At 36.7% G+C, this 16158-nt stretch carries 13 protein-coding genes and 1 pseudogene; 9 read left to right on the plus strand and 5 right to left on the minus strand.

Translation table 11 applies throughout. The annotated features are described in order from the left end of the window. Position 1 precedes the first annotated feature (1 nt). The 3 genes from BGC7_RS01020 to BGC7_RS01030 form a co-directional block, all read right to left on the minus strand. Positions 2-1081: an efflux RND transporter periplasmic adaptor subunit gene (locus BGC7_RS01020; protein ID WP_050699683.1), complete on the minus strand. Its 1080-nt coding sequence runs from the start codon at positions 1079-1081 to the stop codon at positions 2-4. Positions 1082-1107: 26 nt separating this feature from the next. Beyond that, complete coding sequence (locus BGC7_RS01025) at positions 1108-2418, minus strand: TolC family protein (RefSeq protein ID WP_050699684.1); 1311 nt, start codon at positions 2416-2418, stop codon at positions 1108-1110. 290 nt (positions 2419-2708) lie between these two features. Further along, positions 2709-6569, minus strand: a complete 3861-nt coding sequence (locus BGC7_RS01030; RefSeq protein ID WP_050699685.1) for a TIM-barrel domain-containing protein — start codon at positions 6567-6569, stop codon at positions 2709-2711. A 546-nt stretch (positions 6570-7115) separates the two neighbouring features. Here BGC7_RS01030 and BGC7_RS01035 point away from each other — a divergent pair. The 4 genes and pseudogenes from BGC7_RS01035 to BGC7_RS01050 all read left to right on the plus strand — a co-directional run bounded on the left by BGC7_RS01035 (position 7116) and on the right by BGC7_RS01050 (position 9907). Next, on the plus strand, positions 7116-8000 hold the full coding sequence (locus BGC7_RS01035) for a pentapeptide repeat-containing protein (RefSeq protein WP_157258610.1): 885 nt from the start codon (positions 7116-7118) through the stop codon (positions 7998-8000). A 222-nt stretch (positions 8001-8222) separates the two neighbouring features. Further along, the gene (locus BGC7_RS01040; protein WP_050699687.1) at positions 8223-8474 is read left to right on the plus strand and encodes a hypothetical protein; all 252 of its coding nucleotides are present in this window, start codon (positions 8223-8225) and stop codon (positions 8472-8474) included. Between the two features lie 72 nt (positions 8475-8546). Next, positions 8547-9200: pseudogene (locus tag BGC7_RS01045) on the plus strand (NAD(P)-dependent oxidoreductase); the annotation flags it as partial. Between the two features lie 152 nt (positions 9201-9352). Further along, a complete protein-coding gene (locus tag BGC7_RS01050; protein WP_050699689.1) occupies positions 9353-9907 on the plus strand; it encodes a hypothetical protein in 555 nt (184 codons plus the stop codon). Here BGC7_RS01050 and BGC7_RS18010 read toward each other — a convergent pair. Further along, complete coding sequence (locus BGC7_RS18010; protein ID WP_185112930.1) at positions 9904-10080, minus strand: hypothetical protein; 177 nt, start codon at positions 10078-10080, stop codon at positions 9904-9906. The genes BGC7_RS01050 and BGC7_RS18010 overlap by 4 nt on opposite strands. 215 nt (positions 10081-10295) lie before the next feature. On the opposite strand from BGC7_RS18010, the gene eco reads away from it, so the two are divergent. Next, positions 10296-10775 carry a serine protease inhibitor ecotin gene (eco, locus tag BGC7_RS01055; protein WP_050699690.1) on the plus strand — a complete coding sequence of 160 codons (480 nt, stop codon included), beginning with the start codon at positions 10296-10298 and terminating at the stop codon, positions 10773-10775. Between the two features lie 72 nt (positions 10776-10847). Here the strand turns inward: eco and BGC7_RS01060 are convergent, their stop codons facing one another. Then, positions 10848-11417: a DUF2179 domain-containing protein gene (locus BGC7_RS01060; protein ID WP_050699691.1), complete on the minus strand. Its 570-nt coding sequence runs from the start codon at positions 11415-11417 to the stop codon at positions 10848-10850. Positions 11418-11734: 317 nt separating this feature from the next. Here BGC7_RS01060 and BGC7_RS01065 point away from each other — a divergent pair, with 317 nt between their 5' ends. The 4 genes from BGC7_RS01065 to BGC7_RS01080 are packed head-to-tail and all read left to right on the plus strand — an operon-like array spanning position 11735 to position 16155. Next, positions 11735-12433 carry an ABC transporter ATP-binding protein gene (locus BGC7_RS01065; protein ID WP_050699692.1) on the plus strand — a complete coding sequence of 233 codons (699 nt, stop codon included), beginning with the start codon at positions 11735-11737 and terminating at the stop codon, positions 12431-12433. An 11-nt stretch (positions 12434-12444) separates the two neighbouring features. After that, positions 12445-13704 carry an ABC transporter permease gene (locus tag BGC7_RS01070; RefSeq protein WP_050699693.1) on the plus strand — a complete coding sequence of 420 codons (1260 nt, stop codon included), beginning with the start codon at positions 12445-12447 and terminating at the stop codon, positions 13702-13704. A 15-nt stretch (positions 13705-13719) separates the two neighbouring features. Then, a complete protein-coding gene (locus tag BGC7_RS01075; protein WP_050699694.1) occupies positions 13720-14976 on the plus strand; it encodes an ABC transporter permease in 1257 nt (418 codons plus the stop codon). Between the two features lie 51 nt (positions 14977-15027). Next, a complete protein-coding gene (locus tag BGC7_RS01080) occupies positions 15028-16155 on the plus strand; it encodes an efflux RND transporter periplasmic adaptor subunit (RefSeq protein WP_050699695.1) in 1128 nt (375 codons plus the stop codon). Positions 16156-16158 lie beyond the last annotated feature (3 nt).

The raw sequence follows: 16158 nt of genomic DNA on the forward strand, positions 1-16158 counted from the left end.
CTTATTTAGATGTTGCAACTTTCTTACCGTTATATAATTTCCTTTCGGCTTTTAGTACAATTCTCTCATTTGGTCTAATCCCCGAAAGAACTTCGACCCGATTGCCCGACTTTTTGCCTAAGCGTATCCAGCGCAGTATAGCTTGATTCTCTTCGTCTACAATGTATACCCCTGTGAGTTGGTCGCGGTGAACAATCGAAGACTCTTCTATCATTATCCGAGAAGAAGTTCTCTCTTTTGTATTGTTGGGAATGAAGATACTGGCATACATACCCGGACGGATGTTCGTTTTATCTTTACTGTTTATAGCCAGCTTCATCGAATACTGTCCTCCGGTCCGATATGCTGATGGACTTAACTCTACTATTTTGCCGGTTATTGCTATATCCTGTGAGTTGAGCTCTATTTGGGCCGTATCGCCCACTCTTACATATTGTATATAGTTTTCGGGTATAGTAGCCGATACTTGTAATTCGCCATGCTGTTCTAATGCAAGTATTGGCATTCCCGGATTTGCCATGCTGCCTTCATCTGCCATTTTTTGTGTTACAACGCCTGAAAATGGTGCACGGATACTTGTATAGGCCAGCATTGCATTTACTTCGTTCATTTGTTGGTGTGCCATCTGTGATTTAGCCTTCATTGAAGTGTTTTGTAGTGCTACATTTTCCAGCTCTTTATCTGATACGCTGTTTTGTTCACGCAGGATTTTGAAACGTTCATAGTCTCGTTGTGCGTTCTTGACTGCGGCTTCAGCTTCTTGAATCATAGCTTGTACTTGTGCCTTTTTGGCCAACACATCGTCGCTACTGATAGCTACTAAAAGCTGGCCTTCTGCTACTTTATCGCCTGGTTTTACATATATTTTACGTATGTAGCCCATTGTGCGGGTACTTATAGTCGCTGTCTGTTTTGCAGTTACTTCTCCACTGAGGTTAAAGCCTTTATTGTTGTTTTCGGTCGGAGAATATACTTCTACTATTGTGGCTTTCTCGTCTTTGTTTTCTTGGTTGTTTGTTGAGCAGGAATATAGTGCAGCGAATCCGACTATGCCCAAAATTGTATTCTTTAATGCTTTCATTACTTTATATTTGTCTGATTAATAATCTATTTTGATAAAAAAATGAGATATGCCAACGCTATATTATATGTCATTACAGCCTGTGCTTGCAAAAGCTTTTGTTGCGAGAGTTGAGCCTGAGACATCAGCAGGTCTGTAGTGCTTACCAGTCCTTCTTTGTGTCGGTTGCTTTGGATGCGCAGAGCTTCTTCCGACTGTTCTACACTTATTGTATGCTTGTTTATTTCTATTTGTAAGTCATTTATTTCTCTATTCGTTTTCTCTATTTCGAGCTTACTCTGTTTGATCTGAAACTTTTGTTCTTCTCTGAGTCTGTCTCTTTGATACTGATAGGTTTTTATTTTGCTTCTGTTCTGATTGCCTGAAAATATATTCCATGTAAGATTTATGCCTATCAGATACGAATCGGCATGGAATCCAAAAGGCTTAGAATCATTTAGCTGATATGTACCAAAGGCATTGATACGGGGTAGATAAGCCATTTTAGACGATTTTACCATCATATCTGTGGCATCAATAGCTTTTTCCATAGCTCTGATGTCAGCTCTGTTAGTTAATATTTCATTTGTAGTGAAATTTCTTTCTGTCTCAGACAGTGTGTCGGATATGTATATTGTACTTTCTACCTCTGTTCCCATCAGTAAAGCAAGACCATCCGATGCATTTTGTATACTGCTTTCGGCTTTAGATAATGCGCTTTCTATGGTGTTTACCTGTACTTGAGCATTTAGCAAGTCAGATTTTTGTATTAAGCCTTGATAGTAGAAATTATTAACAGATTCATAAATCAGCTTTACATCATTTAGCGAATTTGATAAAATGTTTTTTGCCATATATGAGAATTGAAGTTGTGTATATGCCTTTTTTACTTCAAATTCGATATATTCTTTTGTTCTCTGTGTCTTATGTTTATACATTTCCTCTTGTGCTTTTGCTCCCCTTCGGGAATATATCATGTCCATATTCAGTAAAGGTAATTTTGCATCTACTTTGGCACTATAATCTTGTACTGCTCCCGGATTGTTTAGTTTGCTAGGATCGAAGTCCATAGCCGTTACAGTCTGTTGTTGCAGCAGAAAACCAAAAGCATTCAACGGATTGTTTGTGCTCAATGCTGTATAACCCAAATCTACTGACGGAAGAAAAATGGCATCAGTCTGCCTATATCGTGCATTGGCTGTTTTTTGCTCCAGTTCGGCCATCTTTATTTGGCTGTTGTCCCTTACTGCTATATCTATGGCTTCTGCAACAGATATATAGTGTTTATTTTGTGCTTCGAGAGTGCCGGCAAGTAGTATTGCGGCGATGGCTGTTATTAAATTTACTTTCTTAACCATATTTGTTGTTCTATAGGAAATTATGTCTTATGGAAATTATATGCAAAGGAAAATAATATTTCCCGATAAAACAAATTTCCAAAGGAAAATAATTATAAATGTAATATTGGGAGGGTGTTAAGAAATTATTATTTGAAATAACAGAATGAATAAACTGTTGCCTTATCTAGATAATAGAACTGGCTATAAGAAAAAAGCCCGGTAAAATACCGAGCTCTCACAATAAATTAAACTACAAACTTTAAGACTTGGGAAAATTATTCAAGTCTTTTGACTAAACTAACTATTTATTAAAACTTATGTGTATTCAAATTTTTATCAACAAGGAAACCATCCGTAGCTTTCAGCTCAAATTTTATTTTTCTTTTGGCTTTCAGTTTAATTATAAATAAATCAGAGGTTCCCTCAATAGTTTCTTTGTTTCCGATGTTTACAAATGTAGGATAGAGAGATTTCACACCATTGGTATGAAGACGGTCGTTTGTCAGATTGTCCATTTCTTTCATATTCAGACTTTGTACACCTACAAATTCATAATACTGAGGGTCGTATTGCAAAGCAAAACTTAACGCATTTACAGATAGAAGATTAGTTCCTTTTACATGGATTTCTATAATCTCATCTTTGTTATAGGTTTGTTTTGTTGTACTAAGCTCGATACTTCCTTCTACATTGTCTACTTTCTTATTATCTATACCTCCATCGAGCTGAGTAGCCAATACGGAAATATCATAAGCATCAATCAGTCCGTTTTTGTTGATGTCCCCATTACTAATATATCCTTCAAAGTCGGCATCTCCACTTCTTAGTCCCGTATAATTGGTGTATGAAGTCAAATCATTTCTGTCGAGTAGTCTGTCGTTATTGATATCTCCCGGAAGATAGCTTTCTGTTCCTGGAACTTTGAATACATACAGTTCTCTGCCCGATCCAAAGCCTCCGACTCCATCAGTTACAGATAATTTTATATAGCGTACTGTAGGCTTGTTAGTGAAGTTGAATATTTTCACTTCATCATTATTTTTCCATTCAAAGTTTCCGGCTTCGTTCCAGTTTTCTTTATCGTTGCTATAATATACTGTTCCTTTCAGAAGGTTTCCGTTGCCTCTGCCTGTACGTGGCAAGTAATGGAACTTATCCAATTGATTTATTGTTTTCAGATCTATAACGATATCGAATGGAATAGAACTTGTTCCCCACTTGGTATGCCACAGATTACTTTCGTCGAAATCGAATAGTTTATTAATAGCATATCCCCTCTGATTTTCAGCACTGGTTTCTCCTGTTATGCCTTTTATGGCAAATTCGAGAGGATTCGATTTAGTTGTGGCTTTGAAGCTTGTCCAGTCCGAATATCCATCTTTATTTACAGCTCGTAATTTGAATGTATAATCAGTTTCGGCTGACAGCCCGTCGAAAAACAGCTCTGTATTTTTGATAGTACTGTAGATCATACCATCGAAGTCGATTTCGTAGTAGTCGGCATTGTCTACTTTGTTCCATGTCGGTTTTAGTGTATATGCCTCTGTATTTTCGTCTGTTATCACAGCATTGGAAGGGGCGGTCAATGCTCCTGAAGTGACTTTATGGCTATCGTTTGGTTCAAAAACAAAACCTTCAACGTTTACAGTTGTCACAGCTGATGTTATATCAGAAGATGCTAATTTGATCAGTACCTGCGGATTTTTTAGAATAACCTCTTTCTCAAATTCGCTTCCTTTGGTTGCAAATTTGTTCAGATTCGGTGCAGCATCATAAAAGAAAACATTGTTGCCTTTCTCGTATTCTTTTATTGAGTTTGCTTCAGCTAGTTTAATCTTATTCTTTCCTATCTTAGCCGATACTTTTTTAGGTTTTGCAGTAACATTTATCTTAACCTCTGTTGCTTTCTCTTTAACAAAACCTGTAAAATCGCCCTTAGTTGGATGAATAGTGAAAGATACATTGTTTTTATTGTCTACTGCTGATTCAATAAGAGTCGTAGTCCCTTTACCTAGTCTATATTCTTCTGTAGTGCCGTCGTCGTCGTACTCCGTAAACGAGCTGTTCCCTTTAGGATAAATCTCATATATACGAAGACCTTTGTTTATCTCAGACACATTATTATTCGGGTTAGTCATAGGTATGATAGCTCCGTTTTTGACAAACACAGGTAGCTTCCAAAGAGGAGAAGCAAAGTTGTTGATGATACGATTACCTGCATATTTTTCTCCTGTGAGATAATCTATCCATTCTCCTTCGGGCAGGTAGATACCGTCCCTGATATCGTTACCTTTTTCGTCCGATTTTGTGTCCTGATAAATAGGTGCTACAAGGAAATTAGGACCATAAAGATATTGATATTGGGTTGCTTTGCCTTTGGTATATGCATTAGGATACTCCAAAAACATAGCTCTTATCATAGGCATTCCGTCAACGGCTTCTTTGGCAATACTATAGGCGTATGGCATAAGTTCCGATTTCATTTTCAGATACCAACGGTTTATCGATGTAGCTGGTTCGCCCAAAGCATGAGGATATTTTTCGTTAGAGCCCCATCCATCCATATTGAGCTCCATAGGAGTGAATGTCTTCCACTGAAAGTCTCTTGTATTTATAATAGGCTTTTTACCTCCGAAGATACCATCCATATCCGAAGTTATATTCGGCTGTCCCGAAAGTCCTGATCCTATATAGGTAGGTATATGAAAACGGATATATTCCCACACGCCGCCGGTTTGGTCTCCCGACCAAATACCTGCATAACGCTGTGTACCTGCCCATCCGTCGAGCGAGATAATGAAAGGTCTGCTATTGTTGCCATAGTAAGTCATAATGTGCGATACGTCCATAATACCGTTCAGCCCGAACGAATATCCTGCTCCAACCCAAGCTACGTCAGTTTTCAATACACGTACTCCGGCATCTCTTACTTCTTTTACTATATCTCTTTGCAGCAGAGCGCTGATCTCAGGCTTAGGATGTAAGTCCGATTGAGTCCAGAGACCGATTTCCACTCCGTTTTTATGGGCATAATCTGTCAACGATTTCAGATTCTGAATATTACCATCCAACGTTTCGGTTTGTCCGTATCCGGCTCCATATCCATCGTTTGGCAACAACCAACCTAATGGCATATCATGGTTCTTGTATCTGTCTATTACGCCACGAGCCGAAAACTGATAATTGTTTTTTTCTCCGTTCAGAGATTCTTTTATACCTCCGTTATCTTTCTGGCTTTCTTTGTAGCGTTTGCCATCTTCGAATAATATTCCGGATTCGTCTTCTTTCCAGTAGTCTCTGTTATATGCATTCAAGTGACCTTGGTAAAAGCCGAATTTAGGTAATAGGACAGGATTTCCTGTCAACTGATAGAAGTCGTTTAAAAGAGCTACAGCACCATCGTTTATCATGAAGAAAACATCCAGATAGTTAGTCTCGTGGTATAATTTTACTGTGCCTTTTTCTTCAGCTCCGAAATCATATTTTCCTTTTTTGAACGTGTGCCACATTATTCCATAGCCATTTGTAGACCAATAGTAAGGGGTAGGGGAGGCTACACCTCCGTCTGTCCAGCTATTTTGGTTTTCGATAGCTATAATTTTCCCTTTGTGAGAAAAACGTCCGTTCTGAACGCCTCCTCCATAGAAATATTCTTCGGCATTCTCTTTAAAAGATTGAACAACTCTATTCTTTTCGAATGCAACAGGGGCAATCTCTTCTAATGCAACGGTATTAGAGGTGAGGTTGGTCACTCTCATCAAAGAGGTTGTTTTGTTTATTCGAATATTGATTTTTTTAGTTGATATAGAAATATCATTGCCCTCATCTGTAAAAGAAAGTTCAGACAATGTTCTTCGTGGATTTTCTACCAATATTTTAGCATCGGGCTTAGCATCGGGGTCTCTTATTATTCCTCCGGAATTATCTTGGAATAATCGAAAAATATTTTCTCCATAAAAGTCAAAAACCATTCTTTGATTATTGGATAGTAATACTTCAATAGTAGTCGGATTAATCTTTTGTGCTCCGGTAACAATCTCTTGCTGTATATCTTCTATGTTTTTGTTTCCGCGTTTGAGATGCGCAGAAGCATTAGAAAATATCATAGGCAAAACTAAAGCAATCAAAATTGCCATTCTTCTTGTAAAAGAAGTGTTCAAGTTCTTCATGATTTTTTATATATTTATTTTTTTTGAAATGTTTCGATATCTGTGCTTTTCCAGATGTGCAAATTGCCTTTTGTTATACAAAGAAATTATGCAGTGATCTTTTGTGATTTTTAGAAATACAAAGATAGCGGTCTGAAACAGACAGTTAATAATAATTTCAGAACTATTTTTTATCGTAATTGCTTATAAATTTATCGTATTAAACATTTGTGTTCTATACCATCGACAGACAGGCTTCCGGCATGCAATTTTATTCTCTCGATAAATTTCGCTATCTTTGCATCTCTTTAGATTAATATCCACAGATGTAATTATCTCTTGAATAGCTTAAAATTGATTTTTTGAGCTAGTTAGTGATTTCCGTGTCCGGTAGGAATAAGGAATCGCTTACATAAAACTATAATTAAGATCCTTATGCACAAAAAGACAAAAACATTTTCGACAATAATACAGAGTAATAAAGAGGCTATTTCCAAATTCTATTATAAATATATCTTTTTGGTTATCATATTTTCTACAATTTTGGTGAGTGTAATACTGTATCTTATGGATACTCATATTATACTGTTTGGAGATAATGAGACAGCACTAGGAGAGTATGTAAAGACTATGGCTACGGTTTTAGGTGGAGCTTTAGTTGTTCTTGGTCTGTGGATAAACAATAGAAGAGTGGTGGAGCAAACACGACAGAACAATATTGCCGAAAAAGGGCAGATAAATACTCGGTTTAAAGATGCAGCGACTCTGCTAGGTGCAGAGCATGTAAGTACAATTCTGTCGGGAGTGTATGCTTTGCACCAAATCGCAATGGAAACTTCGACCGGACATAAGAGCCAGAGAGGGTATATAAATATAGTGCATGATATACTTTGTGCATATATAAGAGAGAATACAGCAACCATTAAAAATGAGGAAAACGGGAAAGCCTGGCGGATAAATGAGAAGCCGACAATCGTTATCCAGACTATAATTAAGGTATTATTCAAAAATGATGGATTTATATATAGTGATCTGATCACAGACTTGTCTGATTGCGTTTTTGAAGATATCTATCTGGATGAAGCCAATTTGGTCGGCGTAGATTTTTCCCGGACTAAATTTATTAAATCCAGTTTCAAAAATGCCCGTTTTACATCGTGCTATCTGGAAGAAACATTTATTGATGAAACTGATTTTTCACGAACAGTTTTCAATAAGGTTGTTTTCGACCATTCATATATACGGGACTGTAAATTTGTGCAGTCAACTATTCAGAACTCTGATTATTGGGAAGTTACTTTTAATACCGTCAATTTTAAAGATGCGGTCTTTAATCAAGTCGATTTTAAAGATTCTGTATTCGAGCATGGTGTAAATTTCGGTAATACGCTCTTGGAAAATTATTCTGAAGAAGAAATAAAGATGAATAGTATTAAATTAACAACTCATTGATATCACTAAAGAAATTAAGCATTTAACAATATGTAAGGTTTGTTATTTTTTGAACGATAATCGGGCTATTTGTAAAGTTTATATAAAATATTTGGTTATCTGACTTTTAAGGACTAAATTTATATAATTCGCTATTATATAGTTTTTTACACTGTATAAAGAGATGAATTAATTTTACCTTTTTAGGTTTGTTGAATTTCTATTAATTAAAAAATCACTAAAATGGATGTGCAAAGTAAAACTCCCTCGAAAGGGAGAGGACGCGTTATGAAAAAGCCTGAACGTATAAGTCAGGAGGAAATGTTAAAAAAAATATTAGACGATCATAAGAAAAGTTTAGGAGATGTTGTCTGGGTAAGAATTGATGATCGGACTCATATCGAACTACCTGCTAATATGTCAGAAGCCGACAGGAATGAAAGAATCGAGAATTATTTAAAAAATTCGAATTTCAAACCGGCAAAGAGGTTGTAAAACCGGAACGAAGATAAAAGTTGGGGTGTAATTATCCTCTAAAAAACTATTTAATAAAAATTTAATTGTTTTGATATTATGAAAGTTGCATTAATTGGAGCTACCGGATTTGTAGGCTCTCAGGTATTAAAAGAGTTATTAACAAGAGGTCATGAAGTAACTGCTATTGCCCGCAATGTAGCAAAAATAGAAAAGACCGATGACAAACTCTCTGCTGTAGGTGTCGATGTGATGAACACAGAAGCCCTGACAGAAGTGTTGAGAGAAAATAAATTAGTTATATGCGCTTATAATGCAGGTTGGGACAATCCCGATCTTTACAATAACTATGTCGATGCCTACGAGTCGATACAAAAAGCGACAAGAGCAGCAAACATCAGACGCTTCTTTGTAGTAGGCAATGCAGGGAGCTTATATATTGGAGGAAAACAACTGGTAGATACCGAAAATTTTCCTTCGAAGATGAAAGAGGGTGCAAGAGCATCTCGCGACCATTTCGATAAATTGAGGCGTGAGACTTATCTCGATTGGGTATACCTATCACCCCCTACAGAGATGAATGACCAAATAACAACAGGCCGTACAGGACGGTATCGTATCGGTCGCGACGAACCGGTAATAAAAGATGGAACAGCATCTGTTTCGGTCGAAGATCTAGCAGTAGTAGTTGCAGATGAAATAGATGAAAGAAAGCATTCGCGACAACATTTTACTGTAGGATACTAATGTCTGTATATGAAATTTACAATATAGAGAACTCAATTGTTCATGCCTTTGTATAGCAGTAACAATTGAGTTTTTTCTTCTAATTGTCCGTCCTATAATCGCAATTAAGAAAAAATGTGATAACTTAGCAGTATTGCTAATTATATTGACATATGGGTTTAGACAAAATTTCGGATGAGCGCCTTTTCCAGAATAATACAAAAGAAGAAATAAGTTCATGGTGTAAGCAGTTGCAATACTTTCACTACATGAGATCGAGAGGAGGGCATAATTGCGAAGGAGATTCTTTTTGTGTCTATTTTAAATACGATGGACTAGGCGATTTGAAGACTAAACTCGGTGCATTAAGTATTACTTTAAGTAACCTGAAAGAAGGAGATATAGCTTTCGATCCTCTCGAATCATATTCCTTTGATGATTTGGATAAGTTGAAAATAGTAATACCCTGTTATACTGATGTAGAACAACCACAATATGTAGAACTGTTTGGATATAAGGCTCATGTATGGGTAATGGATTTCCGTTTTGAGATTTCTATTTCCGGTACTAAAGACGGTCAGACTTATAAAGTATCAGATGAGGATTTTAAGGCATGTTGTGCACTAGAAAAAGAATTTGAACGTTTAGAGTGGAATATTTTTCTGGATGAAGATATAAAATCACAGGTTCATTGTATATCAAGAGAAAACTATCCCGAATTGTTTTAATTGTTGATACTATTATCAGGTTTCTCTTCCGAAATAGAATTGTCTTCGCAATCCAATTCCGCTTCAGAAATATTTCTTTGCAATAGCTCTAATATTTCGTTTACCTGATGTCCCGAGTATTTCTCTATATCTACAATTAGCTCTGCCAATTGAATTAATTCAACTTTTTTCATAATACAATTTACTGAAATGTATAACTGACTTCTGGTTGTGTAAAGTTAGGGTATTTATTGCAAATGACATTTATAAAAAGGATATTCTTCGGGATGTATCTTAAATACCGTTAATTTATTGCCTTCGCCACTGGTTAAAAGTTGTTATTTGGAGATCTTTTGTTCTAGTATTTTGTTCTTTTGTAAGAAGTATATTAACCAAACATAAAACAAAAATGAAACAATTAACGAAATTCGCAGCCGCTTTACTTACAATCTGTTTATTTACTGCTCATTCCTTATCAGCGTCAGCTAAAGGTGGAGATGATGTTTCTCCCTTTCCTGCTGCCCCCGAAGGTATGGTGAGGCATGTGATAGAACTAAGTAAGAAATCGGATGAATCTGCATTCAAAGTAGAGATAGTTCCGGGTAAAGTAATGAGTGTAGATTGCAATGTGCATCGTCTGATGGGTACTCTGACTGAAAAAAATCTGGAAGGATGGGGCTATACATATTATGAGTTTTCTTCAGATGGTAAAACTACATCTACTCTGATGGCTTGCAACAAGCCTAATGTAGACAAATTCGTTTCGGGACAGACTTTAATTGTAAGATACAATAGTAAATTGCCTATAGTAGTGTATGCTCCAAAAGGTTTTGAAGTAAAATATAAAATTTGGAAAGCAGGAAAAGAACAAGTTTCGAAAGTTAAATAAGCTTATTAATTATAAGTGTTTTAAATAGAGAAGAAAAAGGATTGAGAGGTTACTCCCAATTCTTTTTCTTCTCTATTTTTTTGTTGGATTTAGAAACGATTGCTTATTCCAGTTTTTAGATGCAAATATTCCTTTTTTCTTAGACCTTATATCTTCGACCAGATAAAAAACGTTGGAGTCAAACTCTGATATGATTGTTACTACTTCGTTCAGCGACTTTCTGTCTATAACTATTTCTACAATATGAACTTGAGAAATAGCTCCTTCTCCTCTGATGAAAGTGGCTCCAATATCTTTTTTGTTTAATAGTTTAATAAGCTCTGTAGCATCTTTTTTTGTATATACCCGAAGTAGCTGATAACCAAAAGCAATACGATTCTCAACTAAAATACCTACATAATTCCCTGCTGCATATCCTGCTGCATAAGCTAGATAGGCCACAATACTATCAGCATGAGCAAAAATTTGGGAAATAATCACAACCCATATGAATACTTCAAAGAAACCTACAATAGGCGCTTTGTAACGCTCTCCTTTTGATACGAAAATGATGCGTAAAGTACCTAATGTAACATCACAGATACGTCCGAAGAAAATAACAATGGGTAATAGCCAGGGGTAAGTTTCGAAGATGGTAAACATAATGTTCTGTTTTTAATCAATATCAAACTGTATATACTATATTCAAATTACTTATAAAGATACGTAAAATAGCTATGCAGAGTGTGTTTGTTTTGATTATAAAGGGATTATTCCGAATACTTGAAAAATAGAATGAAGAGATTCTTTCTGATAAGAATGGCAATATGATTTTTTATTTGTTAAAATAACGAAAATAGTGTAACCTTTTTTAGTTTATTACGACATATAAATAATAAAGATCTCAGAATATAAGCTGAATAAAAAGATATATTCTATTTTTGGATATTAAAAAGTATATATTTAATAAATAGACAGGCGTGATAAAAATTGAAAATCTGAACAAATCGTATTATAATGGGCCTGTACCCTTACATGTTTTGAAGGGGATCAACCTGGAAGTGGCAAGAGGAGAATTGGTATCCATAATGGGAGCTTCGGGTTCCGGAAAATCGACTTTACTCAATATTTTAGGAATTTTGGATACCTATGATACAGGGAAATATTATTTAGATGATGTTCTAATTAAAAATCCCAGTGAAACTTTAGCTGCTGAGTTGAGAAATAAGAAAATAGGATTCATATTTCAGTCTTTCAATCTTATTTCCTTTAAAAACGCTGTAGAAAATGTAGCTTTACCTCTTTACTATCAAGGAGTGAACCGTAAAAAACGCAATGCACTGGCTATGGAATATCTGGATAAGATGGGATTGGCTAGTCATGCCTTACATATGCCTAATGAGCTTTCGGGTGGACAAAAGCAGCGTGTGGCCATTGCTCGTGCTCTTATAGCCCAACCTCAAATAATATTGGCCGACGAACCTACCGGAGCACTCGATAGTAAAACTTCACGAGAGGTAATGCAATTACTTCGCGAAATAAATACAAATGATGGCATCACTATGCTTATTGTTACCCACGAGCAAGCTGTAGCTAATGCAACAGATAGAGTGATACATATCAAAGATGGCGTAATAGGTGCAATAGAAGTCAATGAGAATCCAATAATAGAAATGTAAAAAAAACCTGTATGTTCGATTTCGATTCTTTGCGAGAAATCCTTTCCACTATCAGTAAAAATAAGTTGAGGACATTCCTTACCGGAATTGCTGTGGCATGGGGTATATTTATGCTTATCATCTTATTGGCAGCAGGTAATGGTCTGAAAAATGGAGTAACTTCAAATTTTTCGCATCGTGCAAAAAATTCGGTGACACTGTGGCCGGGATGGACTTCGATGCCGTATAATGGAATGCCTTCTAACCGGAATATAAAATTCGATTACAAAGATTACGACCTTATAAGAAATAAAATACCCGAAGTGCAATATGTTTCGGTACGGGTAGATCAGAGTGTAACTATATCTTATGAAAAAGAATACGGAGCATGGTCTCTGAACGGAGTAACTGAAGAGGCGGCCTATATTAACAATATAGAAGTATTGACTGGCAATGGAAGGTTCCTTAATAAAATAGATGTACAAAATCGCAGGAAGGTTGTAGTGATAAGTCCCGATATGAAAAAGGTCTTGTTTAAAGATCAAGATCCAATAGGGAAGTATATTGTCGCAAACAACTCTATAGCTTTCAGGGTGATTGGTGTATATGATGATTCTAATACATTCAGCAACAACCCTCCGGCATATATACCGTTTACTACAGCTCAAATGTTGTATAATAAAGGATGGGGATTTCGGAGTATAGACTTCACTGTTGTGGGACTTGATTCGAAAGAAAAAAATGAGAAGTTTATAGAACGTCTGCGTATGCAGATGGGCAAGTTGCACAACTTTGATCCCGCAGACCGATCGGCTCTGTATGTGAGAAATACAGCTCAGGATATGCTCGAGGCTGAAAGTATATTTTTTATAATTACTGCATTTATTGTTGTCATCGGAATTTCTTCCTTACTCGCCGGAATTGTCGGCGTAGGTAATATTATGTTGATAACAGTAAAAGAACGTACCCGCGAAATAGGTATACGCAAAGCAATAGGAGCAACACCTTTTTCAGTACTTAAGCTAATTATCTTTGAGTCTATAATTATAACATCTGTAGCCGGATATATGGGAATGGTAGCTGGAGTGGCTTTAACAGAGCTTATTAGCAATATGATGGCGGCTAGTGCCGGAGCATCGGACGGCCCCAGTATATTTAAAGATCCCACAGTAGATCTTACCACAGTCATTATAGCTACTTTGGCGTTGGTTGTGGCCGGTACTGTTGCAGGATTAATTCCTGCACTGAAAGCAACAAAAGTGAGTCCGATAGAAGCAATGAGAGCCGAATAAAATTAGAAATAAAATATGTTTGATTTAGATAATTGGCAAGAAATATGGGCAACCATAACCCGAAATAAGTTTCGGAGTATACTTACCGGACTAGGTGTGTCATGGGGGCTGTTTATGCTGATCATTCTTGTTGGAGTAGGTAATTCCTTCGAAGGAGGAATTCTGAAGAACGTTGATGGATTTGCTGCCAACTCATGTTTCTTTTTCACCGATCGCACCAGCGAGGCTTATAAAGGATATCGGAAAGGACGTTGGTGGAATATGAACAATAGAGATCTTACGCTGATTAAGCAAAAAGCTCAATCGGTAGAACTTATTTCGCCTGTACTTTTTGGCGACAGTGGAGATAAGAATGTTGTACGAGGCCCCAAATCTGGTTCGTATGGAACAAGAGGTGTATATCCGGCACATTTTCAGATCGAACAGCAACATATCTTGGCGGGGCGACTATTCAATGATCTGGATATCGAAGGCTACAGGAAAGTATGTGTGATAGGTAAAGAGGTGTATGAAACACTCTTTAAACCTGACGAAAACCCTCAAGGGCAATATATACGTGTCAATGGCATCTATTTTCAAGTTATAGGCGTTATCAGACCCAAATCAGGAGCTTCTATCGGGGGAGATGTCGAATCTACTGTTTTTATTCCGTTTTCTACAATGCAGCGAGCATTCAATCAGGGAGATAAAATTCATTTTCTTGCTTGTACAACAAAATCGGGTTATACCGGAACAATGGTTGAAGAGGAAGTAAAGAATATCCTTCGGGTTGCTCACGATATAGCACCTACTGACGATAAAGCAGTAAGAAGTTTCAATATTGAGAAAGAATTTCAGATGTTCAATAATCTTTTCACCGGAATAAACTTTCTAATATGGTTTGTAGGTGGTGGTGCATTACTTTCAGGTATTATCGGTATCAGTAATATTATGCTTGTAACAGTAAGAGAGCGCACCCGCGAAATCGGTGTTAGAAGAGCGCTAGGGGCTAAGCCTGTTACTATTGTAAAACAGATATTGAGCGAGAGTTTTGTCCTCACAGCTTTGGCTGGGTTCATTGGCTTTTTTGCAGGAGTAGCTTTAGTCGAACTGGTAAGTTATTTTATGACGGGAAATATAGGCGATGATGTATTCCTTATACCTCCGTTCGTCTCTTTCTGGACAGCAATTAAGGCGATGTGTGTATTGATTATCGCCGGAGTTTTGTCTGGTCTCATGCCTGCAATGAGAGCTTTGAGTATCAAAGCCATTGATGCAATAAGGGAAGAATAAACGATAAATGATAGAAGATAATAAACGATAAAAAATTATAAACTAAATAATATGAAAAAAGCTTTTAAGATTATACTGATTGTAGTCATTGGTGTTATATTCATTGGTACATTCGTCTTTCTTGCAATAAAAAGTCAACCAAAGGAGGCGGTATATGAGATTGTATCGGCAGATTTGGGCGATGTAGAGAATACAACAGTGGCTACGGGTAAAGTTTCGCCTCGCGACGAAATCCTGATAAAACCTCAAATATCGGGTATTATCTCAGAGGTGCTTAAAGAGGCCGGAGACTTTGTAAAAACCGGCGATATTATTGCAACAGTAAAAGTCGTACCTGATGTAGCACAGCTCAATTCTTCTGAATCGCGTGTAACTGTGGCTCAGATTAGTCTGACTCAAGTAAGGGCTGAATATAATCGTCAAAAAGAATTATTTGCAAAAGGTGTTATTGCAAAAGAAGAAATGGATAAGTCTGAAGCCGACTTTAAAAAAGCTCAGGAAGAATTGCAGAATGCAAAAGATAATCTTGATATTGTGAAAACAGGTATTTCACAAAAGACAGCTCAATATAGTAATACTCAGATACGTTCTACTATTACAGGTATGATACTCGATGTGCCGGTAAAAGCTGGTAACTCTGTAATACAGGCCAATACATTCAACGATGGTACTACTATTGCTACTATTGCCAACATGAATGATATGATATTCATCGGAAAAATTGATGAAACAGAAGTCGGGCGTGTGCATACAGGTATGCCTATAAAACTATCGGTAGGTGCCATAGATGGACAAAAGTTTGATGCAACGTTAGAATATATTGCACCAAAAGGGGTTGAGGAAAATGGAGCTATTTTGTTTGAAATAAAGGCTGCTGCTAGAATCCCTGATACAGTGGTGGTTCGTGCCGGATATAGTGCAAATGCAGCTATAGTATTAGCCAAGGCAGAAAAAGTGCTTACCATCCCCGAAAGTACTATAACTTTCAGTAACGATTCTACTTTTGTTTATCTCTTGAAAGACTCAACAGATAATAAGCAGGTTTTTGATAAATTACCAGTTAAAATTGGATTGTCGGATGGCATTAAAGTAGAGGTAAAAAGCGGCTTGAAAAAAGGAGATCGAATCAGAGGCAACGAAGTTTTGGATAAGTCGAAACAAAAGACAGAAAAAAAATAACTA

It is taken from the genome of Dysgonomonas sp. BGC7 (assembly GCF_001261735.1).
Lineage (GTDB): Bacteria > Bacteroidota > Bacteroidia > Bacteroidales > Dysgonomonadaceae > Dysgonomonas.